Annotated in this window: 24 protein-coding genes and 1 pseudogene; 11 read left to right on the top strand and 14 right to left on the bottom strand. The window is 63.3% G+C overall.

Annotation, left to right across the window (positions count from 1 at the left end; all coding sequences use genetic code 11):
• The first annotated feature begins 61 nt into the window (after positions 1-61).
• Positions 62-907, top strand: a complete 846-nt coding sequence (gene rsmA / locus AAFO90_RS11650; protein WP_274833728.1) for a 16S rRNA (adenine(1518)-N(6)/adenine(1519)-N(6))-dimethyltransferase RsmA — start codon at positions 62-64, stop codon at positions 905-907.
• 176 nt (positions 908-1,083) lie between these two features.
• Here the strand turns inward: rsmA and AAFO90_RS11645 are convergent, their stop codons facing one another.
• From AAFO90_RS11645 to prfA, 3 genes are all read right to left on the bottom strand, one after another.
• Positions 1,084-1,770, bottom strand: coding sequence for a DUF4167 domain-containing protein (locus AAFO90_RS11645; RefSeq protein ID WP_274828494.1), 687 nt, complete (start codon positions 1,768-1,770; stop codon positions 1,084-1,086).
• Between the two features lie 221 nt (positions 1,771-1,991).
• A complete protein-coding gene (gene prmC / locus AAFO90_RS11640) occupies positions 1,992-2,807 on the bottom strand; it encodes a peptide chain release factor N(5)-glutamine methyltransferase (RefSeq protein ID WP_347509533.1) in 816 nt (271 codons plus the stop codon).
• A gap of 34 nt (positions 2,808-2,841) precedes the next feature.
• On the bottom strand, positions 2,842-3,897 hold the full coding sequence (gene prfA / locus AAFO90_RS11635) for a peptide chain release factor 1 (RefSeq protein WP_065273272.1): 1,056 nt from the start codon (positions 3,895-3,897) through the stop codon (positions 2,842-2,844).
• Between the two features lie 87 nt (positions 3,898-3,984).
• Here prfA and AAFO90_RS11630 point away from each other — a divergent pair, with 87 nt between their 5' ends.
• Positions 3,985-4,287 (top strand): hypothetical protein, encoded by a 303-nt coding sequence (locus AAFO90_RS11630; protein WP_347509523.1) that lies wholly within the window; start codon positions 3,985-3,987, stop codon positions 4,285-4,287.
• A gap of 151 nt (positions 4,288-4,438) precedes the next feature.
• Here AAFO90_RS11630 and AAFO90_RS11625 read toward each other — a convergent pair whose 3' ends face one another.
• The 4 genes from AAFO90_RS11625 to AAFO90_RS11610 form a co-directional block, all read right to left on the bottom strand.
• Positions 4,439-4,876, bottom strand: coding sequence for a DUF1499 domain-containing protein (locus AAFO90_RS11625; protein ID WP_065273270.1), 438 nt, complete (start codon positions 4,874-4,876; stop codon positions 4,439-4,441).
• A 67-nt stretch (positions 4,877-4,943) separates the two neighbouring features.
• Positions 4,944-5,891, bottom strand: coding sequence for an agmatinase (gene speB / locus AAFO90_RS11620; protein ID WP_274828932.1), 948 nt, complete (start codon positions 5,889-5,891; stop codon positions 4,944-4,946).
• A 7-nt stretch (positions 5,892-5,898) separates the two neighbouring features.
• On the bottom strand, positions 5,899-6,870 hold the full coding sequence (speB, locus tag AAFO90_RS11615) for an agmatinase (RefSeq protein ID WP_347509522.1): 972 nt from the start codon (positions 6,868-6,870) through the stop codon (positions 5,899-5,901).
• A gap of 108 nt (positions 6,871-6,978) precedes the next feature.
• Positions 6,979-8,154: a M20 aminoacylase family protein gene (locus AAFO90_RS11610; protein WP_065273267.1), complete on the bottom strand. Its 1,176-nt coding sequence runs from the start codon at positions 8,152-8,154 to the stop codon at positions 6,979-6,981.
• Positions 8,155-8,216: 62 nt separating this feature from the next.
• Between AAFO90_RS11610 and mazG the strand changes: the two genes are divergently transcribed.
• The 4 genes from mazG to AAFO90_RS11590 all read left to right on the top strand — a co-directional run bounded on the left by mazG (position 8,217) and on the right by AAFO90_RS11590 (position 10,882).
• Positions 8,217-9,041 carry a nucleoside triphosphate pyrophosphohydrolase gene (gene mazG / locus AAFO90_RS11605; RefSeq protein ID WP_065273266.1) on the top strand — a complete coding sequence of 275 codons (825 nt, stop codon included), beginning with the start codon at positions 8,217-8,219 and terminating at the stop codon, positions 9,039-9,041.
• 32 nt (positions 9,042-9,073) lie between these two features.
• Positions 9,074-10,015, top strand: coding sequence for a nucleoside hydrolase (locus tag AAFO90_RS11600; RefSeq protein ID WP_065273265.1), 942 nt, complete (start codon positions 9,074-9,076; stop codon positions 10,013-10,015).
• Positions 10,012-10,467, top strand: coding sequence for a GNAT family N-acetyltransferase (locus tag AAFO90_RS11595; protein ID WP_347509521.1), 456 nt, complete (start codon positions 10,012-10,014; stop codon positions 10,465-10,467). The genes AAFO90_RS11600 and AAFO90_RS11595 overlap by 4 nt, the downstream gene beginning before the upstream one ends.
• 139 nt (positions 10,468-10,606) lie before the next feature.
• A complete protein-coding gene (locus AAFO90_RS11590) occupies positions 10,607-10,882 on the top strand; it encodes a glycine zipper 2TM domain-containing protein (protein WP_274828502.1) in 276 nt (91 codons plus the stop codon).
• Positions 10,883-11,034: 152 nt separating this feature from the next.
• Here AAFO90_RS11590 and AAFO90_RS11585 read toward each other — a convergent pair whose 3' ends face one another.
• The 4 genes from AAFO90_RS11585 to AAFO90_RS11570 form a co-directional block, all read right to left on the bottom strand.
• Positions 11,035-11,604 carry a DUF2306 domain-containing protein gene (locus AAFO90_RS11585; RefSeq protein WP_347509532.1) on the bottom strand — a complete coding sequence of 190 codons (570 nt, stop codon included), beginning with the start codon at positions 11,602-11,604 and terminating at the stop codon, positions 11,035-11,037.
• Between the two features lie 111 nt (positions 11,605-11,715).
• Entirely contained in the window at positions 11,716-12,990 is a 1,275-nt protein-coding gene (gene eno, locus AAFO90_RS11580) for a phosphopyruvate hydratase (RefSeq protein WP_347509520.1), read from the bottom strand.
• A gap of 160 nt (positions 12,991-13,150) precedes the next feature.
• Complete coding sequence (locus AAFO90_RS11575; RefSeq protein ID WP_347509519.1) at positions 13,151-14,032, bottom strand: DMT family transporter; 882 nt, start codon at positions 14,030-14,032, stop codon at positions 13,151-13,153.
• Positions 14,033-14,182: 150 nt separating this feature from the next.
• Positions 14,183-14,596 carry a Fur family transcriptional regulator gene (locus tag AAFO90_RS11570; protein ID WP_065273259.1) on the bottom strand — a complete coding sequence of 138 codons (414 nt, stop codon included), beginning with the start codon at positions 14,594-14,596 and terminating at the stop codon, positions 14,183-14,185.
• Between the two features lie 364 nt (positions 14,597-14,960).
• On the opposite strand from AAFO90_RS11570, the gene AAFO90_RS11565 reads away from it, so the two are divergent.
• Complete coding sequence (locus tag AAFO90_RS11565) at positions 14,961-16,292, top strand: DEAD/DEAH box helicase (RefSeq protein ID WP_065273258.1); 1,332 nt, start codon at positions 14,961-14,963, stop codon at positions 16,290-16,292.
• Between the two features lie 77 nt (positions 16,293-16,369).
• Here the strand turns inward: AAFO90_RS11565 and AAFO90_RS11560 are convergent, their stop codons facing one another.
• Complete coding sequence (locus AAFO90_RS11560) at positions 16,370-17,071, bottom strand: endonuclease/exonuclease/phosphatase family protein (RefSeq protein WP_347509518.1); 702 nt, start codon at positions 17,069-17,071, stop codon at positions 16,370-16,372.
• A 148-nt stretch (positions 17,072-17,219) separates the two neighbouring features.
• Here AAFO90_RS11560 and AAFO90_RS11555 point away from each other — a divergent pair, with 148 nt between their 5' ends.
• Positions 17,220-18,128: a DMT family transporter gene (locus tag AAFO90_RS11555; RefSeq protein WP_347509517.1), complete on the top strand. Its 909-nt coding sequence runs from the start codon at positions 17,220-17,222 to the stop codon at positions 18,126-18,128.
• A gap of 167 nt (positions 18,129-18,295) precedes the next feature.
• On the opposite strand, the gene AAFO90_RS11550 is transcribed toward AAFO90_RS11555, so the two are convergent.
• On the bottom strand, positions 18,296-19,714 hold the full coding sequence (locus AAFO90_RS11550) for a protein adenylyltransferase SelO (RefSeq protein ID WP_347509516.1): 1,419 nt from the start codon (positions 19,712-19,714) through the stop codon (positions 18,296-18,298).
• A 71-nt stretch (positions 19,715-19,785) separates the two neighbouring features.
• Here AAFO90_RS11550 and AAFO90_RS11545 point away from each other — a divergent pair.
• Both AAFO90_RS11545 and AAFO90_RS11540 read left to right on the top strand, forming a co-directional pair.
• A pseudogene (locus tag AAFO90_RS11545) lies at positions 19,786-19,872 on the top strand (cupin domain-containing protein); the annotation flags it as partial.
• A 32-nt stretch (positions 19,873-19,904) separates the two neighbouring features.
• Positions 19,905-20,324 (top strand): cupin domain-containing protein, encoded by a 420-nt coding sequence (locus AAFO90_RS11540; RefSeq protein ID WP_347509515.1) that lies wholly within the window; start codon positions 19,905-19,907, stop codon positions 20,322-20,324.
• A 73-nt stretch (positions 20,325-20,397) separates the two neighbouring features.
• Here AAFO90_RS11540 and AAFO90_RS11535 read toward each other — a convergent pair whose 3' ends face one another.
• Entirely contained in the window at positions 20,398-21,510 is a 1,113-nt protein-coding gene (locus AAFO90_RS11535; RefSeq protein WP_347509514.1) for an anhydro-N-acetylmuramic acid kinase, read from the bottom strand.
• A gap of 142 nt (positions 21,511-21,652) precedes the next feature.
• Here AAFO90_RS11535 and tyrS point away from each other — a divergent pair, with 142 nt between their 5' ends.
• Complete coding sequence (tyrS, locus tag AAFO90_RS11530) at positions 21,653-22,906, top strand: tyrosine--tRNA ligase (protein ID WP_347509513.1); 1,254 nt, start codon at positions 21,653-21,655, stop codon at positions 22,904-22,906.
• Positions 22,907-22,961: the final 55 nt, after the last annotated feature.

Here is a 22,961-nt window from a genome sequence, read left to right as displayed (position 1 = left end):
GCCACCCTTTTACGCCTGCAGCCCCTTGCCTTGGCCCGGTATTTCGCCGCATAGGAAGGGGATGAGCCAGATCGACACCCTCCCCCCCCTGCGCGAGGTCATCGCGACGCATCAGCTGTCCGCCCGCAAATCGCTGGGCCAGAACTTTCTGCTGGATCTCAACCTGACAGCAAAGATCGCCCGCCAGGCCGGCGACCTTACTGGTTGTGATGTGCTTGAGATCGGGCCCGGTCCCGGTGGCCTGACCCGTGGCCTTCTGGCCGAGGGCGCGCGCCGGGTGCTGGCGGTGGAAAAGGACAGCCGCTGCCTGCCGGTGCTGGAGGAGATCGCAGACGCCTATCCGGACCGTTTGCAGGTGATCAATGGCGACGCGCTTGAGATTGACCCGCTGCAATACCTGACGCCGCCGGTGCGGGTGGTAGCCAACCTGCCCTACAACGTCGGTACCGAATTGCTGGTGCGCTGGCTGACGCCAAAAGACTGGCCGCCGTTCTGGCAAAGCCTGACGCTGATGTTCCAGCGCGAGGTGGCCGAACGCATCGTGGCGCAGCCCGGCTCCAAGGCCTATGGGCGGCTTGCCATTCTGGCGCAGTGGCGCGCCAAGGCGCAGATCGTACTGTCGCTGCCGCCAGGCGCCTTTACCCCGCCGCCGAAGGTGAGCAGCGCCGTGGTACATCTGGAGGCGCTACCCGAACCGCGCTACCCGGCGGATGCGGCGACCCTGTCGCGTGTTGTGGCTGCGGCCTTCAACCAGCGCCGAAAAATGCTGCGTGCAAGCCTTAAAGGGGTGTCCCCGGATATCGAAGCACACCTGGAGGCAGCGGGCATCCCTCCAACCGAACGCGCCGAGCAGGTCAGCCTGGAAGCCTTCTGCGCGCTGGCCCGCAGCCTGAAGCCAGTCGCGTAAGACGCCGCCCCTGCGGCAACGCGCTCATTTGACGGTGCTCCAGACCTGTTGCCCGGAGCAAAAGAAAACCCCGGCCCGCCATCGGCGACTGGGGTTCTCTATTTCGTTCGCGAAAGACCTGAACCACAGGGTGGACGCAGGAACGGGACATATCTGCCCCAATCCCATTGCAGCCCTTACTCAGCTGCTTCCGGAGTGTCTTCTGACGGTTTGGGCTTTGAGCGGCTGCGCGTGGGCTTCTTGGCCGGTTTCTTGGCCTCATCCTCTTTGCCTTCCGCTGCGGCCGGTTCTGCGACCTCGCCTTGTGCCCCTTCGGGCGCCTTCTTGGCGGCGGGCTTGCGCGGCGCGCGGGGTTTGCGCGGCGCAGATTTCTTCGGCGCAGCCTCGGAACTCGCGCTTTCCGGTGTCTCAACCAGACCGCTGTCCTGATCCTGACCGCCAGCTTCGCGCGGGTCGATCACTTCGGGCTGCGGCGCATCGGCGGGATCGGCTGCGGGTTTTGCCTGAGCCGCTTCGCGTTCCTGACGCTCCATCCGCTCGGCGCGTTCGCGATCACGTTCGGCCTGGCGTTCACGGTTCTGCCGCTCCTGCTCTTCACGGCGCGCGTCGATTTCCCGCTGCGCTTCGTTCAGAAGGCGCAGGTAATGCTCGGCATGCTGCTGAAAGTTTTCAGCCGCAACGCGGTCATTGCTCAGCTGCGCATCGCGAGCCAGCTGGTTGTACTTGTCTATGATCTGCTGCGGAGTTCCGCGCACCTTGCCCTCGGGTCCAGAGCTGTCAAAGACACGATTGACAACATTGGCGCCATTTGCAGGGCGATTTCGGTTCGACTTGGAACGCGAACGTGATTTTGACGATCTCATATGCCTAACGTCAGCCTTGATTGTAAGCGTCGTAGACCCAATCGAGCGCGCCTCAGCGCCGGGTCATCGACATTTTTGGGCTTGATGTCGCCGGGAGGAAAAACGCCCTCACCTTTGTGCGACAGTTTGAGTAACCACTTTAAGCGCCCCCATACAAGAGGCACAGCTTCTTTTTCGACCTTTTTTCTTTCTAAAGTGCGAATTTTCCCATTCGATCCGGCCTAGGCAGGCGCATTCCCGCAAACAACCCGGTCCCGTCCATCAAGATCGGGAAGAACCTGAACCTCCTCCAGCCCTGCCGCGCGGAACAGATCCGCGACATCCGCGCCCTGACTTGGGCCGATTTCGACGAGCAGCCGCCCCCCCGGCACAAGATGCTGCATGACACCGGCCAGAATACTGCGATAGGCGCCCAAACCATCGCCGCCATCGGTCAGGGCCATCTGCGGTTCATGGTCAAGAACCTCGGGGTCCAACGCCTCCATTTCAGACCGGGCGATATAGGGCGGGTTGGAAACGATCAGATCGAATGTCCCGCTCACGTTTTGCAACCAATCCGACTGGCGGATATCGGCGCGCTCCGCCACCCGGTGCAGCACCGCGTTGGCGCTGGCCTGCAGGCAGGCCGCCTCGCTGAGATCGACGCCAAGCCCAGAGGCATCCGGCTGTTCGGCGAGCAGCGTCACCAGAATGCAGCCCGACCCGGTGCCCAGATCCAGCACCCGCTTGAACGGACGCGACAGCGCGGCTTCGATCAGGGTTTCGGTTTCCGGGCGCGGGTCCAAAACCTCGCCCGAGACCTTGAAACGGCGACCGTAGAACTCCCGCTCGCCGATTAGATGCGACACAGGAACGCGCACGGCGCGCAGGGCCACAAGTTGCTCATACCGGTCGGCGATCTCAGAAGACAGCTCTTCCGGTGCGATCAGTGTAACACGACTCGCTTCGATTCGCGCGGCATGCGCCAAAAGAACCCGTGCATCGCGTGCAGGATCAGGCACCCCGGCCGCCCGCAGCCGCGATGCTGCGGCAGCCATGGCCTGCGCTGCGGTATTTCCCGAATGCGTCACGTCACTGCCCCAGTTCGGCCAGAAGACGCGCCTGATCATCCGCCGTCAGCGCGTCGATGATCTCATCCAGATCGCCCTGCATGATCTGATCCAGCTTATAGAGCGTCAGGTTGATCCGGTGATCCGACATCCGCCCCTGGGGGAAATTATAGGTCCGTATCCGCTCCGAGCGATCGCCCGAGCCGACCTGGCTGGCGCGGCTTTCCGAACGCTCGCTGTCGATGCGCTGGCGCTCCAGATCATAAAGCCGCGTGCGCAGCACCTGCATGGCAATCTCGCGGTTGCGGTGCTGGGATTTTTCCGAGCTGGTGACAACCGTGCCGGTCGGCAAGTGGGTGATCCGCACCGCAGAATCCGTGGTGTTGACGTGCTGCCCCCCCGCGCCAGAGGACCGCATGGTGTCGATACGCAGATCGTTCGCATCAATTTTGATGTCGACGTCCTCGGCTTCGGGCAGGACCGCGACGGTGGCCGCCGAAGTATGAATACGACCTCCGGATTCGGTGACGGGAACCCGCTGTACTCGGTGCACGCCGGATTCATACTTCAGCCGGGCAAAGACATTCTCGCCCTTAATATGGGCCACGACTTCCTTGATGCCCCCCAGTTCGGTGGCCTGTTCTTCCAGGATCTCGAACTTCCAGCCGCGCGCCTCGGCATAGCGCTGATACATGCGGAGAAGATCCCCCGCAAATAGCGCCGCCTCGTCGCCGCCGGTGCCGGGACGGATTTCCAGGATCGCGGGCCGCGCGTCAGCCTTGTCCTTGGGCAGCAGCGACAGCTGCAGCTGATGTTCCGCTTCGGGCAGCGCCGCCTTCAGCGCCGGGATTTCCTCTTCGGCCAGTTCCTTCATATCGGGATCGGCCAGCATGGCTTCGGCCTCGGCCAGATCCGCCACCAGTTTGCGATAGGCCTGCACCTGCTCAACCACCGGCTTCAGATCGGAATATTCCTTGGCCAGGGTCGCAATATCGCCGCCGCTGGCACCATCTGCCATCGCCGCTTCAAGGTATTGAAACCGTTGCAGGATCTGCTCCAGCCGATCTTCGGGTACCATCGGGAACGCCTATTTTGTTCTTGTCATACGGGCCATGGGCCGCCGGGGCGCTTTGGCGCGGGCCGCGCCCTGTGATATGCTAGGGGCATGCATTATACCAGTCTCCTTATCGCAACCGCGCTGATCGGCACCGCCCTGCCCCTGCATGCGGATGTCACCGGTCCGGGCGGCAAGGTGCTCGATTGCTATTGCACCGACAAATCCGGCAGCCGAGTCGAGCTAGGCGAGTTTCGCTGTCTCTCGGTCGATGGGCGCAGCTTCATGGCGCAATGCCAGATGTCCCTGAACGTACCCATGTGGCGCGAGGTCCAGTCGGCCTGCCCTTCGGCCGCGCTGAACGGCGCGCAGTTGCCGCAAACCGAAACAGCGCACCCGCTGCCAAGGCTTTAGGCGCAAGACCAGCCAAACCGCGCGCACGCCGCACCTTGGTGCGGCGCCCGGCCCAACGGGAGCCACGCATTCTACAATGCGCCTGCGACGGGCGGGAGCGCCTCCCCCTACTTGTTGAGCATCGCTGCCGGTTGAAAAAGCGGCGAGTTTCTTAGTCCACCGCAGCAGTGTCGCCCGCCATCTCCATCTGCGACAACCAATTGTCGATGCGGGCCTTGTTGCTGCCCAGATCGGAGCGGCCAAAGCGCAGCCGAGCGTAGACCTTCAGGAGCTCCCCATCCTGCCGGGCCGTGGTGTAATCGGGAAATCCGAACAGCTTGGTCCGGGTCACATAGGTCACCATCTGGTCCTCGACCGAGCCAGCGAGCAATTGCGTGCGCGGCGCCTGCCCGGCGATACGGTCGAACCGGCGCAGCCCGTCCGGGCCTGTGTTCACCACCCGGAAGATACCACCGCGAAATTCCTTGTCCTCGGACAGTTCCGGCTGGGTGTTCCAGTCCAAGGGATCAGAGGGCGCCAGCCGGATGAAGCCAAGAACCACAACGACAGCAGCAAGAACGATCCACCCAAGCAGCATAACACGTCCCATCTGGTCTCCCCCCGCCCCGTCTGCTGTCACCGCAGACCGCGGTGCCCTGCGCCGCGGCTGAGGTTGCCTATTTCGTCTTCACACCCGGCAGCACGCACATCAATTCGTACAGCAGGTTCGCCGCTGTCAGCGCCGTGTTGCCCGATGCATCATAGGGCGGCGACACCTCGACCAGATCGCAGCCCACGATATTGAGCCCCTTCAGGGATCGGATCAGCTCCAGCGCCTGCGGTGTCGTCAGCCCGCCGATTTCAGGCGTGCCGGTGCCCGGCGCATAAGCCGGGTCAAGACTATCGATATCATAGGTCACGTAGACCGGCCTATTGCCGATATCGCGACGAATTTCCGCACCCATATTGTGCAGCTGCCGCCCCCACAGCTCCTGCGCCGGGAAATGCTGGAAGCCCCAGGACTGCGCCTCGGCAAAATCCTGTGCCGAATAGCCAGTGCCGCGAATGCCGATCTGATAGGTCTTGTCGGGAACGACCAGCCCTTCTTCATAGGCGCGGCGGAAGACGGTGCCATGGGTTTCCTTTTCGCCGAACATCTCGTCGTTGACGTCGGCGTGGGCATCCACATGAACCAGCGCCACGGGGCCATATTTCGCGGCGATGGCGCGCAGGATCGGCAGGGTGATGGAATGATCACCGCCCATGGCCACCGGAATGGCCGAGCCCGACAGGATCGCCGCATAGCTGTCCTGGATGATGCGCAGCGAATCCTTCAGCGAAAAGGTATTGATCGCCAGATCGCCGATATCGGCGATGTTCAGGCTGTCAAAGGGCGCCGCGCCGGTGGCCATGTTATAGGGCCGCAGCATCGCGCTTTCGGAGCGGATTTGTTTCGGGCCAAACCGGGTGCCCGAGCGCCAGGAGGTGCCGATGTCCATCGGAATGCCCAGCACCGCCACGTCCAGCCCTGTCAGCGAGGTCGCTTGCGGCAGCCGCATAAAGGTATTGGGCCCGGAGAACCGCGCCAGATCGTTGCCACTGATGGGTTGATTGAACTCTGCCATTCTCTGCTCAGCCATTCTTCTTTGTCATATTCCAGCCCAGAAGGCAGATGATTTCCATCGCCACATGAGCCCCCGCAATCGCCGTCGCGCCGGTGGTATCGAACGGAGGCGAAACCTCCACCACATCGCCGCCCTTGATGTTGATCCCGGCGATATCACGCAGGATCCGCGCCACCTGCGCCGAGGTCAGCCCGCCCCAGACCGGAGTGCCGGTACCGGGCGCATAAGCCGGGTCCAGCCCGTCGATGTCAAAGGTCAGATAGGTGGGCCGGTCGCCGAGGATGTCCTTGATGCGGCGGGCAGTCTCTGCCGGGCCGATCTCATGCACGGTGGGGGCATCGATGATATTGACGCCCAGCGTGTCCTCGTTGGTGGTGCGGATGCCCACCTGAACCGAGGTCGCAGGGTCCACGATCCCCGACTTCACCGCCTTATAGAACATGGTGCCGTGATCCACGCGCGAGAAATCATCATCAGCCCAAGTGTCGGTATGGGCATCAAACTGCAACAGCGAGATCGGGCCGTATTTCTCGGCATAGGCTTTCAGGATGGGAAAGCTGATGTAGTGATCGCCGCCCAGCGTGACCGAAGCGGTGTCGCTGTCGAGAATGCCCTTGATATGGGCCTGCAGGGTGCCGGGAAAGGCCGGGACGTTGGCATAGTCAAAGGCCAGATCGCCGTAATCCGCAATCGCCAGTTCGCTGAGGGGATCAAAGCCCCAGCCATAGGGGGCATCGGGACTTTGCAAGAGGCTCGCCTCGCGGATCGCGCGCGGGCCCAGCCGGGTGCCGGGGCGGTTGGTCACCGCCTGATCAAAGGGCACGCCGGTAACCGCGATATCGGCGCCGCTCAGATCCTTGGTGTAGCGGCGGCGCGCAAAGGACGGTGCCCCGCCAAAGGTGTTCTCATAGCTGAGCCCCTTCAGGTCTTCGCGGGTGAAAGCCTGATCCACCTGGGTCTTTGCGTCTTCCAATGCCATCGGCCTGCCCCGTTACAAGTTGTTAACCCCGTTTCAGCCGGGAATACCCGACTGAAACTATGTTGTCACCTGCTGAGGGTGGTATGAATACCCGCCCTTGCAAGCCGGTCACGCTGCGGGTTGTGCGCGCTCCACCAGACGGGCGAAAAAGGACGCCCCGACCGGCGCGATGGCATCATTAAAGTCATACTTGGGGTGGTGCAGCCCGGCGGTATCGCCCTGGCCGATATACAGATAGGCGCCGGGGCGCGCGTTCAGCATGTAAGAGAAATCCTCGGCCCCCATGTCGCGGGTGGCATCGGGGACAACCCGGTCCTCGCCGACGATTTCGCGCGCGACGCCGACAGCAAAATCCGCCTTGTCCGCATCGTTGATGGTCGCGGGATAGCCGACCTCGTAATCCAGCGTCGCTTCGACGCCGTAAGAGACCGCCTGCCCCGCCACGATCTCCTCCATGCGGCGCATCACCATGTCCTGCACTTCCGGATCAAAGGTGCGGACGGTGCCGTTGATATAGGCCGTGTCGGGAATGACGTTGTCGACGGTGCCGGTATGGATCTGGGTGACCGAGACCACCAGATCCTGAAGCGCATAGTGATTACGGCTGACGATGGTCTGTATCGCCTGGGCAATGCCGCAGGCCGCCATCACCGGATCGCGGGTCTCGTGCGGCATGGCGCCGTGCCCGCCAACCCCCTGAATACGCACATGGAAGGTATCCACCGCCGCCATGATCGGCCCCGGCGTGGTCAGGAAACTGCCCTCGGCCAGCCCCGGCAGATTGTGCAGCGCGTAGACCTCGCCGATGTTGAATTGCTCCATCACGCCTTCTTCTACCATGATACGGGCACCGCCGATGGCCTCTTCGGCGGGTTGGAAGATCAGCGCGACGCGGCCACTGAAATTACGCGTCTCGGCGAGGTATTTCGCTGCGCCCAGCAGCATGGTGGTGTGTCCGTCATGGCCGCAGGCGTGCATGTTGCCCGCGTGGCCCGAGACGTATTCGACGCCGGTTTCCTCGGGGATGGGCAGTGCATCCATATCGGCGCGCAGGCCAATCGTCGGCGCATCCGGCGCGTCATGCCCCTGACCGTTGATGATCGCCACCATGCCGGTCTGAGCGATGCCCTCGTGCAGCTCATCCACACCGAATTCGCGCAGGCGCTCGGCCACGAATGCGGCGGTCTTGGGCAGATCCAGCGCCAGCTCCGGGATCTGGTGCAGATGGCGCCGCCATGCGGTCATATCAGTGGCAAAATCGGCGATGCGGTTGACGACCGGCATGGGGTGGACTCCTTGGTCAGACTCGGGATGATGCATCTGACACCGATCAATAGGCAGCTGCAATGGCCGATACAGAGCTCATCCACGACGAAACCGCCGGAATCGAACGACTTTTGGAAATCATGCGCGCCCTGCGGAATCCCAAAACGGGCTGCCCCTGGGATGTGGCGCAGGATTTCGCCACCATCGCGCCCTATACCATCGAAGAGGCCTATGAGGTCGCCGATGCGATCGAGCGCGAAGCCTGGGATGAGCTGAAGGGAGAGCTGGGCGATCTGCTGTTCCAATCCGTCTTTCACGCGCAGATGGCCGAGGAAGCCGGGCATTTCACCTTTCAGGACGTGGTCACCACCATGTCGAACAAGATGGTCAGCCGCCATCCGCATGTCTTTGGTGACGAATCGCGTGATAAATCCCCCGAGCAGCAGACCCGCGACTGGGAGGCGATCAAGGCCGCAGAACGCGCGGGCAAGGCGCAACAGGGCACGCTGGATGGCGTCGCCGTCGGTCTACCCGCACTGCTGCGGGCGCATAAGCTGCAAAAACGCGCCGCCCGGGTGGGGTTCGACTGGCCCGATGCCAGCCACGTGATCGACAAGATCCAGGAAGAGGCCGCCGAACTGGTGGAGGCGCGAGACGAGCTGACACAGGACGCGGTGGAAGAGGAATTCGGCGATCTGATGTTCGTGATGGCCAATCTGGGCCGCCATCTGGGGGTGGAGCCCGAGGCCGCCCTGCGCCGCGCCAACGCAAAATTCATCCGCCGGTTCGAAGGCGTCGAAGCGCGCCTTGCCGATCTGGGCAAACGCCCCGAGGACAGCACGCTTGAAGAGATGGACGCCCTGTGGGATGCCGAAAAGGAAGCCCAGCGCGCCAAAGCCACCTGACCGTGACCAAAAGAGATACAGAAAGACCTTTCATGACCGCACGCAAGATCATCATCGACACGGATCCCGGCCAGGACGATGCCGTTGCCCTGCTGCTGGCGCTGGCCAGCCCCGACGAGCTGGAGGTGCTTGGCATCACCTGCGTCGCTGGCAACGTGCCGCTGTCGCTCACGCAGAAGAACGCCCGCATGATCTGCGAAGTCGCCGGGCGCAGCGATGTGCCGGTACTGGCAGGCTGCGACGCGCCGCTGGCCCGGCCGCTGGTGACGGCGGAACATGTGCACGGCAAGACCGGTCTTGATGGCCCCGAGCTGTGGGAGCCCCAACTGCCGCTGACCGACGGGCATGCGGTGGATTTTATCATCCACAACCTGCGTCGCCATGCCCCCGGCTCGGTCACCCTTTGCCCGCTGGGTCCGCTGACCAATATCGCCACGGCCTTCAAAAAGGCACCCGACATCATCGACCGGGTGCAGGAAATCGTGCTGATGGGCGGCGCCTATTTCGAAGTCGGCAATGTCACCCCCGCCGCCGAATTCAACATCTACGTCGACCCCGAGGCAGCCGAGACCGTCTTTACCTCCGGCGTGCCGCTGGTTGTGATGCCGCTGGATGTCACCCACAAGGCGCTGGCAACCCGGCCCCGGGTCGCTGCGATTCGCGCTTTGGATACTCGCGCCGGTCATTTCACCGCCGATATGCTGGATTTCTTTGAACGGTTTGATGTGGCCAAATACGGCTCCGAAGGCGGGCCGCTGCACGATCCCTGCGTCATCGCACATCTGCTGCAACCTGATCTCTTTTCAGGTCGTCACGTGAACGTTCAGGTCGAAACCGGATCGGAGCTGACCCTTGGCATGACCGTCGCCGACTGGTGGGGCGTCACCGACCACGCGCCCAATGCCATGTTCATGGGGGATGTGGACGCGGACGGCTTTTTCGCCCTGATCACCGACCGTCTGGCCCGGCTATGAGCGCCGCCCTGCATCTTGCCAAGCCCGAGCATCTGGGCAAGCTGCTGCCGCTGGTTGCTGCCTGCCACGAGGAGATCGGCCGCGACAGTAACGCCGAGCAGCGCGAGGCGGGCATCGCGCCGCTGCTGGAGGGCATGCCTTATGGCGCAGTCTATATCATCGGCCCCACCCGTGCACCGATCGGCTATATCGTGGTCACCTTCAGTTGGTCAGTCGCCTTTGGCGGCATGGACGGCATGGTGGATGAGATCTACATCCGCCCCGCCGTGCGCGGCCGCGGCATTGCCACCGAAGTGCTGACAGAATTGCCCAAAACCCTGGCCGAAGCCGGGATCACGGCGCTGCACCTCACCGTCGATCAGGCCAATGAGCAGGCACAGCGCCTTTACGCCCGCGCCCGTTTTCAGCCACGCGAAGGCGAGATACTGATGAGCAAGAGACTCATCCCCTGAGGCCCTAAACAGCGCATCAGGCAGGTTTTCGCCACTTTGGGCGTGTCCTTCGGATTTTTCCCAAAAGTTGATCCAGAACAGATCGGGGCGCTGAAATCGGCGCAATACTCCCCCTCAGACCACTGACAGGAGATGCCCGATGAAAGCAAAACTCACCGCACTCGCCGCTGCTGCCGTTCTAGCCCTGACCGGCTGCGAGAACCTGACCACCGAACAACGCACCGTCGTTGGTGTCACCGGCGGCGCCGCGGCCGGTCTGATCGCCGCCGAGGCGCTGGATGCCAACAAGAACTGGCGCATCATCGCTGCCCTTGCCGGTGCGGCAGCTGGCACCGTGGTGGCCCAGAACCAGGCCACAAACACCTGCGCCTATGCCCGCGGCGACGGCACCTATTACGAAGCGCCCTGCCCGTAAGGCCATCACAAGCGATTTGAAATAACGCCCCGTGCGACTGGCTACGGGGCGTTTTCAATAGAACAAGTGCCCCAACCATGATGGCGCAGCCTGTGTCGGCAGAGAAGATGTAGCGCGGGAACATGCGCAGGAGAGCTGTGCGAACTTCTGAACTAACTTCTGGCGATCTTCCGTCTGCGCTCCTGAAAGCCGACAACAGCCAGATTTGTCGCCAACCCCAAGGCAGATGCGATGGTAAAGCTCTGCTCGAATGGCACCGAAAGCACCGTGTCAGCCAGGGTGATGTAGATCCGCGCGGTAGAGACGGTCAGCCCCAAGGCAAAGGCAAGCCGCATCCAGCGCATATGTAGCATCACCTCCCTGCGCCGAATTGCGCGATAGGCGAGGATCATTGCTGCCACCATCGACAGGCAAATGGCGTAGGTGACGCCTTGGGTCAGAAGTCCGCCCAATGCGGGAAAGACGATCACCATATGCATCACCCCAAGGCTTGAGACGAAGCCACTTGCGATGAACAGTTTTCCTAAGCTCCTGTGTAGGCCCGGCCACCTCCGCCGCAGACCTGGCGAGAATTGAAGAGGGCCGACAAGGAAGAACAAGATCCCCGGAACGAGATGGACTGCGGTGCTCCAGGGATGTTCGGCATAGCGCAGATCGACGAACGCCAGCTCTCCGTGAGGCTGAACCAGGAAAGAAAGACGCGAGACAGAGTCCCGCAACACCGGCCAGCACAGAAGATAGAGAAGCGCGACTTTCAAAACGATCCCGGCCCCTTGGAAAAGAAAAAGCCCCGCCAGACATGACGGGGCCTTTCGCAGTCTGTCAACCGAGACTTATTTCAGGATCGAACGGCCTGCGTATTCGGCCACTTCGCCCAGCACTTCCTCGATGCGGATCAGCTGGTTGTATTTCGCGAGCCGGTCGGAACGCGCCAGCGAGCCGGTCTTGATCTGGCCGCAGTTGGTGGCAACCGCGAGATCGGCAATGGTGGCATCCTCAGTCTCGCCCGAACGGTGCGACATCACGTTGGTAAAGCCCGCGCGATGCGCCATGTCGACGGCCCGCAGGGTTTCGGTGAGCGAGCCGATCTGGTTCACCTTCACCAGCATCGAGTTGGCCGAGCCGCGCTGGATGCCTTCGGCCAGACGCGCCGGGTTGGTCACGAACAGATCGTCGCCCACCAGCTGCACCTTGTCGCCGATGGCGTCGGTCAGGGCTTTCCAGCCGTCCCAGTCGTCTTCGCCCATGCCGTCTTCGATCGAGATGATCGGGTAATCGTTCACCAGCGCCGACAGGTAAGCGACGTTTTCATCGCTGGACAGGGTCTCGCCTTCGCCAGACAGGACGTATTTGCCGTCCTTGTAGTATTCGGTCGCGGCACAATCGAGCGCCAGATAGATGTCCTCACCCGGGCGGTAGCCTGCCTTCTCGATGGACTTCAGAACGAAATCCAGCGCTTCGCGGGTCGATGCGATATTGGGAGCAAAGCCGCCCTCGTCGCCGATCCCCGTGCTGAGGCCCGCTGCGGTCAGCTCTTTCTTCAGCGTGTGGAAAACTTCGGCGCCCATGCGCACCGCGTCGCGGATGTTCTCCGCGGCCACCGGCATGATCATGAATTCCTGAATGTCGATCGGGTTGTCGGCATGTTCGCCGCCGTTGATGATATTCATCATCGGCACCGGCAGAACCCGCGCCGAGGTGCCGCCCACATAGCGGAACAGCGGCTGGGTGGTGAAATCGGCAGCCGCCTTGGCCACGGCCAGCGATACGCCCAGAATGGCATTGGCGCCCAGACGGCCCTTGTTGGCGGTACCGTCCAGCTCGATCATCGCGCTGTCGATGGCAACCTGCTCGGTCGCGTCAAAGCCGACCAGCTCCTCGGCGATCTCACCGTTGACGGCGGCCACGGCCTCCAGAACGCCTTTACCCATGTAACGGCTGTTGTCGCCGTCGCGCTTTTCCACCGCTTCATGGGCGCCGGTCGACGCGCCCGAGGGGACAGCGGCGCGGCCCATGGTGCCGTCTTCGAGGATCACATCAACCTCGACGGTCGGGTTGCCCCGGCTGTCAAGGATTTCGCGGGCGTGAATGTCGATAATGGTGCTCATCGGTCGGTTCCTGACTGTGGCAATTGGTTGCCAGCGTCATAGCAGCCGAGGGCAGATTGTAAACCGCTTCCGTTATCGCTAACGCGCCTTTATTTCACCGGTTAGGGCTAACAATTCGCTGTTTGCGCCAACAGTTTTGCAGCTGCGGCGATGTGCCCGATCAGGTCGCCGTCGGAACGGCGCGGGCCAGTCGGCGTTCGCGCAGGAAGGTGTAAAGGCCAGAGGCGATGATCAACCCGGCCCCGGCCAGGGTCATGGCATCGGGGCGTTCGTTGAACATGATGACGCCCGCCAGCAGCGAAAAGACAAGCCGCGTATAGCGGAAGGGCGTCACAGCCGAGGCATCCCCGACCCGCATCGCCGAAACAATACCGTAGTAACCCAACACACCGAACAGAACGCCGCCCAGCATCATCAGCGTTTCGCCCCCCTCCAGCGCCCGCGCCTCTCCGGGCGTCAGCACCAAGAGCAGCGCCGCCGCCGGAATGACGGCTGCAAAGGCCTGAAAACTGACCACGGTGGAGGGCACGGCACTGTCCATCACACGTGTCAGCAGATCCCGCGCGGCAACCGCCCCAACCGAGACCAGCACCAGCAGGGCCGCGGGTTCAAATCCGCTGAACCCCGGCCGGATGATCATCAGGACCCCGGCGAACCCGAACAGAATCGCGCTCCAGCGGCGCCATCCGACCTGCTCCCCCAGAAACAGCGCCGCGCCCATGGTGATGACCAAAGGCGTCGCCTGAAACACGGCGGCCACAACGGAAATATCCACCAGCGCCAGAGATGTGGCAAAGCTGACCGCCGCCAGCGCCTCGGTCAGGGCGCGCAGCACCGGCCTCCGGCGCCAGGCGCGCGGGGCAAAAATCCGGTGCCCCTGCACTTTCGCCAGAACCGCAAAGACGCTGCCGCTGCCGAGCCCCAGAAGGATCAGGATCTGCCCCACCGGAAGCTTCTCGGACAGGGTCTTGATGAACATATCCTCCAGGGTGAAGGCTGCCATCGCTCCGATGACCAGAAGAATACCGTTAATGTTGTTCATGCGCGCGCCCTTCCTGTGCCCGGCCCCCGCGATAGGCGCCCTGCAAATCCGGGCATGCCCAGCATTGCCGCCACCGGCAAGCGGTTTCGCGACAGGATGACGCAACATGTTGTGATGTTAATCATCACGCATCGTGATGAATGTAGCTTGTCAGCTCTTTTTTGTCGGCACGCCGTAGAGTTCCAGCTTGTGCCCCTTCAGCTGGTATCCAAGCTTGGCCGCGATCTTTTCCTGCAGCGCCTCGATCTCGGGGTCGCAGAATTCGATCACTTCGCCAGTGTTGATGTCGATCAGGTGGTCGTGATGTTCACGGTCCGCGTCCTCGTAACGGGCGCGGCCGTCGCCAAATTCCAGCCGGTCCAGAATACCGGCCTCTTCGAACAGCTTTACCGTGCGATATACCGTGGCCAGCGAAATCCCGGCATCCAGCGCGCTGGCCCGGGCGTAGAGTTCCTCCACATCCGGATGATCATCGCTGTCCTGCAGGGCGCGCGCAATCACACGGCGCTGGCCGGTCATACGCAGGCCCTTGGCCTCGCAGCGGGCGATAATCGATTCTGCCATCGCAGTCCTCTCCGTTTCTGGGCTCCCTGTGTAACGAACCAAGCTCGGGGCGCAAACCGTCAAATCACCTGTCGTGCCCATTGACATTCCGGGCCGGGGCCTCCATTTGGGCGTCAGGCATCCATCCCTGCCGCGTGAGCAGAGACAGCCCGGTTGCACCTGAGGTGCAGGCATTTCCCGGCGTCTTAGTGATATGCCCGTGTTCCCAAAATCACGCGTGGGGCGTTTGCAGAGGCCAGCGGCCTGGCATCCGGCCAGCCCCCGCCAGAGGTCCCTGCCCCACCCATCTCCGCAATCCGGGACGCGGTCCCGGAGCTGCGGCACCGGTCTTTTGCATGATGCGAAGGCCGCGAAAGGACGACAAGTGACTGAATTTTCGACTATGGGGCTGCCGCAGCAGCTTCTCGCCCGCCTTGATGACATGGGTCTGAAGGATCCGACCCCGATTCAGGCGCGCGCCATTCCCCATGCCCTGAACGGCGAGGACGTACTGGGTTTGGCCCAGACCGGTACCGGCAAGACCGCCGCCTTTGGCATTCCGCTGATCACCCGCATGCAGGACTATGGCCGCAAACCAGCGGCCAAGACCGTGCGCGGTCTGGTTCTGGCGCCGACCCGCGAGCTGGCCAACCAGATCGCCGCGACCCTCAAGGGGCTGACCGAAGGCTCCCCGATGAAGATCGGCCTGGTGGTCGGCGGTGTTTCGATCAACCCGCAGATCCAGCGTATTGCCCGCGGCACCGATATTCTGGTGGCCACCCCCGGCCGCCTGCTGGACATTCTGGACCGTAACGCGCTGGATCTTGGCTCCTGCGACTTCCTGGTGCTGGACGAGGCCGACCAGATGCTGGACCTCGGCTTTATCCACGCCCTGCGCAAGATCTCGGCCCTGCTGCCGGAAGAGCGCCAGACCATGCTGTTCTCTGCCACCATGCCGAAACAGATGAACGAGATCGCCAACTCCTACCTGCAGCGCCCGGTGCGCATCGAAGTGACCCCTCCGGGCAAACCCGCGGCCAAGGTCACCCAATCGGTGCATTTCATCGCCAAGGCAGAAAAACTGAGCCTGCTGAAAGAGTTGCTGACCGAGCACAAGGACGAGCGCACGCTGGTCTTTGGCCGCACCAAACACGGCATGGAAAAGCTGATGCGGGTGCTGGACAAGGCGGGTTTTGCCGCCGCGGCGATCCACGGCAACAAAAGCCAGGGCCAGCGCGAACGTGCCCTTGCCGCCTTCAAGTCCGGTGAGATCAAGGTGCTGGTGGCCACCGATGTGGCGGCGCGGGGCCTGGATATCCCGGACGTGAAATACGTCTACAACTACGAACTGCCGAATGTGCCGGATGCCTATGTGCACCGCATCGGCCGCACCGCACGCGCGGGCAAGGACGGTCAGGCCGTCGCATTCTGCGCACCGGACGAGATGGATGAGCTGAAAGCGATCCAGAAGACCATGAAGATCACCATTCCGGTCGCCTCGGGCCGCCCGTGGGAAGTGCTGCCCGATCCGGCAGCGCCCAAGGGACGTCGTGGCGGCCCGGGTGGCGGCGGCAAACCCGGCGGCGGCGGACGCCCCGGTGGCAACCGTCGGCGTCGTGGCGGCGGCGGAGGCCGCGGTGGCCAGGGTCAAAGCGGCGGTCAAGGTGGCAGCGGCCAGGGCAACGGACAAGGCGGCCAGCGCCGTCGCTCCAGCTAAGCCAAAGCTGCTAACAGATCAGAAAAATCGGAAGCCGCCGCGCCATTGCGTGGCGGTTTTCTTTGTGCAGCGGATGCCTAACCGGCGCGCCGCAGATCCGCCCAGACCGGCAGGTGGTCCGAGGCGATATGCGCTGGCTGCGCCTGATGCACGCCAGCCCGCACCACCTCCAGTCCACCGCTATGAGCAATCCGGTCCAATGCGCCAAGGGGCCGAAGCGCCGGAAAACTGGGCGCGGGCGGCAGGAACCGCATCATCGGCGCCAGCCGGTCCAGAACCGAGCTGCGCGACCAGTCGTTGAAATCACCGCCCCAAACCGTCGGCATATCGGTCCATTTCGCGCTGTGTTGTGCAAGATGCCGCACCTGCGCCCGCCGCGCCCGCCCGGTGAGCCCCAGGTGCGCGCCGACCACCCGCAAAGGGCCGATGGGGGTGTCAAAGGCCGCCCAGACCGCGCCGCGCGGCTCCAGCCCCGGCAGATCGATGTGCCCCTTGTCGCGCAGGGAAATGCCCTGGCCTTTCCAGATCACCGCATTGCCGTGCCAGCCCAGCGATCCGGCCCCGCCCAGATCTACATCCTGCCAACCCGCCTCGTTCAGAACGAAATGCGGCAGCGCCGCGGGCCGGGGCGGCAGACGCTTGTCCGCCTCCTGCAACAGCACGATCCGCGCGCCAAGGCTTTCGATCACATTCAGCGTGCGCCGCGGCTGCCGCCGCAGGTCCAGACCAACGCATTTCTGAATGTTGTAGCTGGCCAGACGCAGGGTGGTCTCGGGCATGGGCGCTCCTTTCCCTGCCAGTTTTCATCGCCCGCACAGCCGGTGCAAGCCAAGATCGCCCCGCCTGCGTCAAGGCGCGCGGAATTGCAGCAGATTTTGGCAAAGCCTCTGGCTTGACAGTCCCTTACGTCCCGGTGCTGATGCGCTCATGACAGAAAAGAGATCCATGGACGCCGCGGGCGCCCTCGCCCTGGCCGGCTTTGCCGCCCTTCTTGGCTTCAATCAGGTGGTTATCAAGATCGCCAACGGTGGCTTTGGCCCGGTGTTCCAGGCAGGCCTGCGCTCGCTCATCGCGCTGGCGGTGATCCTCATCTGGGTCTGGTTGCGCCGCTCCCGGCTGCGCCCCGAGGGCGGTATGCCAGCGGGCATCCACGGCTGGGGCATCGTGGTCGGCCTCTTGTTCACGGGCGAGTTCATCTGCCTGTTCTGGGCGCTTGATGTCTCATCCGTGTCCCGGGTGACGATCATCTTCAACTCGATGCCGGTGTGGCTGGCGCTGGCCGCGCATCTATGGCTGCCGGGAGAACGCTTGAGCGGGCTGCGCGTTGTTGGCCTGGTGCTGGCCATGGGCGGTGTGGTGTTGGCGGTGCAGGATCGGGACGCCAGCGGCGCTTCGGTTCTGGGCGACGTGCTGGCGCTGATCTCGACCCTGTGCTGGGCCGGGCTTGCCTTCTGTGTGCGGGCAACGCCCTTGTCGCGGGTGCCCGCGGTGACGCAGCTGATCTACCAACTGGCCGTCTCGGCCGTGCTGCTGCTGGCGCTGTCGCCGCTTTTCGGGCCGCTGCTGCGCGCACCCGAGCCGATCCATATCGCAGGCGTGCTGTTTCAGGCCATTGCGATTGCCAGCCTCGGATACCTGCTGTGGTTCTGGCTGTTCACCATCTACAAGGCCGGGTCTGTCGCCTCCTTCAGCTTCCTGTCGCCGGTGCTTGCCGTGCTGATGGGCTGGCTGATCCTTGGCGAGAGACTGTCATATGAGGTCTGGCTGGCGCTGGCCCTGGTGGCGGCAGGCGTCTTCCTGATCAACCGCCCCGACAAACGCACCACAATCGGATAAGCAAGCTCTCCCGCCCGTCGCGGGTGCATCACGGATGCATCCGCTCCCGTTGGGTCTGGCGCGCCATGGCGCGCGCGCCGTGCGCAGCACGGCGCCTGGCCCAAGGGGGAGAGCGCCTCCACAAGGAGGCCAAGCCCGCGCGAGAGCGCGGCCCCTGCTTCTCTGCCTTAGGTGCCGCAGAAGGTTGCTGCGACCACCTCTTCAGGGCGCGGCGGGTTTTGCAGCTCGGCGTGCTCTGGCTGATCCTCATAGGGGCGCGCCAGCACCAGATTGAGCCGTTCAAACGGCGCCATGTCGCCATCGACCGCGGCAGCTATCATCTCTTCGATACGGTGATTGCGCGGGATGAAGGCCGGGTTGACCTGCCGCATCAGCGCCTCGGGGTTTTCCTCTGTCTCTAACCGCTGGCGCCAGCCCATCGCCCAGCTGTCAAAGGCCGCAGGGTCAAGGAACTGGTCACGGGCATTCTCACCGGCTAGCGCCCGGAAGGCGTTGGTGAAATCCGCCTGCCCCGCCGCCATACGCTCCAGCAGATCCTCGATCAGCGCCATATCGCCATCTTGCGGCGTGGCGATGCCGATCTTGGCGGCAAAGCGACTGAGCCATTCCTGCTCGATCACCCCCGGCATGGCATGCACGATCTCGGTGGCTTCCTCCACACCCGCCTGCGGATCGTCCAGCTGCTGGATCAGCGCCGTGGCCAGCTGCGCGAGGTTCCAGACGATGATCCCCGGCTGGTTGTCATAAGCATATCGCCCCATCCGGTCGATCGAACTGAAGACCTGCGAAGGGTTGTACGTATCCATGAAGGCGCAGGGCCCGTAATCGATCGTCTCGCCCGAAATGGCGCAATTGTCTGTATTCATCACGCCGTGGATAAAGCCGACCGACATCCATTGCGCCACCAGCCGCGCCTGCGCATCGCGCACCGCGCGCAACAGGCCCATCGGCCCCTGCACGTCGGGATAATGGCGATCAATGGCGTATTGCGTCAGCCGCTGCAGCGCCGCGACATCACCGCGCGCAGCAAAGATCTGGAAGGTTCCCACCCGCAGATGGCTTGCCGCCACCCGCGTCAAGACCGCGCCGGGCTTGGCGCCTTCACGCCAGACGGGATCGCCGGTTTCCACAGCAGCCAGCGCTCGGGTGGTGGGGATGCCAAGCGCATGCATCGCCTCGGACACCACGTATTCCCGCAACACCGGCCCCAGCCAGGCGCGCCCGTCGCCTTGGCGCGAATAGGGCGTACGGCCTGAGCCTTTGAGCTGGATATCCCGGCGCTTGCCATCGCTGCCGATGGTTTCGCCCAAAAGGATCGCGCGCCCATCCCCCAGCTGCGGATTGAAGTTGCCGAACTGATGCCCGGCATAAAGCTGCGCCAGCGGATCGGCCCCCTCGGGGATGCGGTTGCCGCCGAACACCTCGGCCATCTCCGGCAGATCGCCCGGGGTGATACCCATGAGCTGTGCCAGATCGTTGTTGAAGGCAAGCAGGCGGGGCGCGGACACCGGTTCCGGCGCCTGTTTGCTGTAGAACTGAGGCGCAAGCTGCGCGTATGTGTTGTCAAAGGGGATGTGCAATGTCATGGCCCAAACATACGCGGCAAGGCACGGATTGCCAGATCAAACAGGCGTAAGACAGCAGGAAAGAGGCACGGATGACGGCGGATCAGATCATCGAAAAGCTGAAACTGGAACCCCACCCTGAGGGCGGCTGGTACCGGCAGACCTGGGTTGCCAGATCAAACAGGCGTAAGACAGCAGGAAAGAGGCACGGATGACGGCGGATCAGATCATCGAAAAGCTGAAACTGGAACCCCACCCTGAGGGCGGCTGGTACCGGCAGACCTGGGTTGCCGAGAACGAAGGACGCCCCACAGGCACCTGTATCTATTTCCTGCTCAAAGCGGGGGAAGCCAGTCATTGGCACCGCGTCGATGCGGCCGAGATCTGGCTGTATCACGCAGGCGCGCCGCTGGTCCTGTCGCTGTCCGAAACAGATGAAGGCCCCGCCACGGATCACCTTTTGACCCCGGATCTGACCAAGGGCGCGCCGCAGCTGATCGTGCCCACAGGCCACTGGCAGGCTGCCCGCACAACCGGAGACTATACGCTGGTCAGCTGCACCGTGTCGCCTGGGTTCCAGTTCGAAGGGTTCGAGCTGGCCGCGCCAGAATTTGATATTCCGCGCGCATAACCCTTTGGCGCGCCCCTCTGACACGGCCGCAAGGCCGGGTCGCGCCTGACCCTTCGTTCTACATGAAGGCCACCTACCCCTCGCCCGGCACGCTCACCACACCACCGCCGACACAGGCGCGCACGCCAGTGGTGCCGGGACAGGAGGTCGGCATGCCCCGCGCCACCCGCACCGCCAGATGCGCAAAGGCCTGCGCCTCCAGCATGTCGCCATCAAGGCCAACGTCCTCGACCGGTTTGACCGGGCAATCGAGCGAGACCCGCAGCATCTCCATCAGCACCGGGTTCTGCCGCCCGCCACCAGTGACCAGCACCATCTCGGGCGGCGCGGGGCAATGCTCCATCCCCTGCGCCACGGCGGCGGCGCACATGGCGGTCAGCGTCGCTGCGGCATCCGCATCGCTCAGCTCCCCGACCAGCTCTACCATTTCGGAGAAATCGTTCCGATCCAGCGACTTCGGCGGCATCTTTGCAAAGAACCCCTCGGCCAGGAACAACTCCAGTGCGCCCTCTTCGACCTGCCCCTTGCGGGCAATCGCGCCATCCTTGTCAAACGGCAACCCCAGCCGCGCCTGCAGCAGATCGTTGAGCGGTGCATTGGCTGGCCCGGTGTCAAAGGCCAAGAGCGCGCCGGGATCTTCGGGCCGCTCGAACCGCGGATCCACATAGGTGAGATTGCCAACCCCGCCGAGGTTCAGAAAGCATAGCGGGCGCGTCGCGCCGATGTATTTGGCGCAGGCAAAGTGGAAGAATGGCGCCAGCGGCGCGCCCTCACCGCCCAAGGCCACATCATCCGAGCGGAAATCCCAGACCACGGGCCGTCCCAGCGCCTCGGCCAGGGCCGCGCCATCGCCCACCTGCAGCGTGCCCTGTCTGCGCGGCGCATGGGCCAGGGTCTGACCGTGAAATCCGACAATCTGCGCGGCGGGAAACCCGGACAAAAGCTCGGCATGGACCTGATCGGTCAGAACGCCTGCGGCCTCAACCTCTGGCCCCGACCAATGGCCAAGCCCCGCGCGCAGCACCGCGCGCTCCGCCTCGCTATAGGGGCGGTAACCACTGTCACCAAAAGCAAAGATCCGCTCTCCGTCGGTCTCGACTAGCGCCGCATCAACGCCATCCAGCGAGGTGCCACTCATGGCGCCAAGCGCGATCACCCTACCGGTTTTTGCAATCGCTCGTGTCATTTCCCTGCCCTTCAGCCAGATCAACCGGGCCCGCCTGCCTGCAGACTGCCCAACGCGCATGGATTTTCTGCGCAAAAGCAGGTTCCATGTGCCCCTTTTGCGTTTTATACACCACGTTGCAATAGACAAGCCGAGGCATGCCATGACCTATCATCCCAAATCGGATTTCATCACCGTGATGATGGAGCGCGGGTTTCTCGCCGACTGTACGGACTATCAAGGTCTGGACGAGGCGCTGATGACCCCTGGCCAGTCCGGCTATATCGGCTTTGACGCCACAGCGAAATCGCTGCACGTGGGATCCCTGATCCAGATCATGATGCTGCGCTGGCTGCAAAAGACCGGCCACAAGCCGATCACCCTGATGGGCGGCGGCACCACCAAGGTGGGCGACCCGTCGTTCCGTGCAGATGAACGCCCGCTGCTGACGCCTGCGCAGATCGACGACAATATCGCCGGCATCAAGAAGGTGTTTTCGGCCTATGTCGATTACAACGATGGCCCCAATGGCGCCATGATGATCAACAACGACGAATGGCTGAGCGATCTCAACTACCTTGAATTCCTGCGCGACATCGGGCGGCATTTCTCGGTCAACCGGATGCTGTCCTTTGAAAGCGTGAAATCGCGGCTGGACCGGGAACAATCGCTCAGCTTCCTCGAATTCAACTACATGATCCTGCAGGCCTATGACTTCCTGGAGCTGAACCGCCGCTATGGCTGCATCCTGCAGATGGGCGGCTCGGACCAGTGGGGCAACATCGTCAACGGTATCGACCTGACCCGCCGGGTGCTGGACCATGAGATCTACGGTCTGACCTCGCCGCTGCTGACCACTTCGGACGGCAAGAAGATGGGCAAGTCGCAGAACGGCGCGGTCTGGCTGAACCCGGATATGCTCTCCCCGTATGAGTTCTGGCAGTTCTGGCGCAACACCACCGATGCCGACGTGGGCCGGTTCCTGAAGCTCTACACCGAGATGCCGCTGGACGAATGCGAGCGTCTGGGCGCACTGGCCGGGTCCGAGATCAACGAGGCCAAGGTGATCCTCGCCAATGAGGTGACCACCCTGCTGCACGGCGCCGACGCGGCCGCCGCTGCCGAGGCCACCGCACGCGAGGTGTTCGAGAAAGGCGGCGTCGGGGACGATCTGCCGACCCTGACCCTAACCCCTGCCGATCTGGGCGACGGAATTTCGATCGTGCAGCTGATCGTGAAATCGGGCCTGGCGAAATCCGGCAAGGAGGCCAAGCGGCTGATCTCCGAGAATGGCGCGCGCATCGACGATGCCCCGCTGAGCGATGCAGGCCTGATGATCGACGCGGGCGCACTGGCCTCTCCGATCAAGCTGAGCGCGGGCAAGAAACGCCACGCGCTGGTGCAGTTGGCGGACTAAGCGCCACTGGCTATGTGATGAAGAACGTTAAAGAGGCAGGGCTTCCTGCCTCTTT

This window comes from Phaeobacter sp. CAU 1743, assembly GCF_039839315.1.
GTDB lineage: Bacteria > Pseudomonadota > Alphaproteobacteria > Rhodobacterales > Rhodobacteraceae > Phycobacter > Phycobacter gallaeciensis_A.
This window is presented reverse-complemented; position numbering and strand designations above follow the sequence as displayed.

Bases quoted from the DNA above. Each gene is read 5' to 3' on its own strand.
- AAFO90_RS11555 (WP_347509517.1), top strand. From the start codon at position 17,220: ATGACAGAAAAGAGATCCATGGACGCCGCGGGCGCCCTCGCCCTGGCC.
- rsmA (WP_274833728.1), top strand. From the start codon at position 62: ATGAGCCAGATCGACACCCTCCCCCCCCTGCGCGAGGTCATCGCGACG.
- speB (WP_347509522.1), bottom strand. From the start codon at position 6,870: ATGGCATTGGAAGACGCAAAGACCCAGGTGGATCAGGCTTTCACCCGC.
- speB (WP_274828932.1), bottom strand. From the start codon at position 5,891: ATGGCAGAGTTCAATCAACCCATCAGTGGCAACGATCTGGCGCGGTTC.
- prmC (WP_347509533.1), bottom strand. From the start codon at position 2,807: ATGGCTGCCGCAGCATCGCGGCTGCGGGCGGCCGGGGTGCCTGATCCT.
- AAFO90_RS11550 (WP_347509516.1), bottom strand. From the start codon at position 19,714: ATGACATTGCACATCCCCTTTGACAACACATACGCGCAGCTTGCGCCT.
- AAFO90_RS11540 (WP_347509515.1), top strand. From the start codon at position 19,905: ATGACGGCGGATCAGATCATCGAAAAGCTGAAACTGGAACCCCACCCT.
- eno (WP_347509520.1), bottom strand. From the start codon at position 12,990: ATGAGCACCATTATCGACATTCACGCCCGCGAAATCCTTGACAGCCGG.
- AAFO90_RS11630 (WP_347509523.1), top strand. From the start codon at position 3,985: ATGCATTATACCAGTCTCCTTATCGCAACCGCGCTGATCGGCACCGCC.
- AAFO90_RS11610 (WP_065273267.1), bottom strand. From the start codon at position 8,154: ATGCCGGTCGTCAACCGCATCGCCGATTTTGCCACTGATATGACCGCA.
- mazG (WP_065273266.1), top strand. From the start codon at position 8,217: ATGGCCGATACAGAGCTCATCCACGACGAAACCGCCGGAATCGAACGA.
- AAFO90_RS11570 (WP_065273259.1), bottom strand. From the start codon at position 14,596: ATGGCAGAATCGATTATCGCCCGCTGCGAGGCCAAGGGCCTGCGTATG.
- prfA (WP_065273272.1), bottom strand. From the start codon at position 3,897: ATGGTACCCGAAGATCGGCTGGAGCAGATCCTGCAACGGTTTCAATAC.
- AAFO90_RS11560 (WP_347509518.1), bottom strand. From the start codon at position 17,071: ATGCCCGAGACCACCCTGCGTCTGGCCAGCTACAACATTCAGAAATGC.
- tyrS (WP_347509513.1), top strand. From the start codon at position 21,653: ATGACCTATCATCCCAAATCGGATTTCATCACCGTGATGATGGAGCGC.
- AAFO90_RS11535 (WP_347509514.1), bottom strand. From the start codon at position 21,510: ATGACACGAGCGATTGCAAAAACCGGTAGGGTGATCGCGCTTGGCGCC.
- AAFO90_RS11590 (WP_274828502.1), top strand. From the start codon at position 10,607: ATGAAAGCAAAACTCACCGCACTCGCCGCTGCTGCCGTTCTAGCCCTG.
- AAFO90_RS11645 (WP_274828494.1), bottom strand. From the start codon at position 1,770: ATGAGATCGTCAAAATCACGTTCGCGTTCCAAGTCGAACCGAAATCGC.
- AAFO90_RS11600 (WP_065273265.1), top strand. From the start codon at position 9,074: ATGACCGCACGCAAGATCATCATCGACACGGATCCCGGCCAGGACGAT.
- AAFO90_RS11625 (WP_065273270.1), bottom strand. From the start codon at position 4,876: ATGGGACGTGTTATGCTGCTTGGGTGGATCGTTCTTGCTGCTGTCGTT.
- AAFO90_RS11595 (WP_347509521.1), top strand. From the start codon at position 10,012: ATGAGCGCCGCCCTGCATCTTGCCAAGCCCGAGCATCTGGGCAAGCTG.
- AAFO90_RS11575 (WP_347509519.1), bottom strand. From the start codon at position 14,032: ATGAACAACATTAACGGTATTCTTCTGGTCATCGGAGCGATGGCAGCC.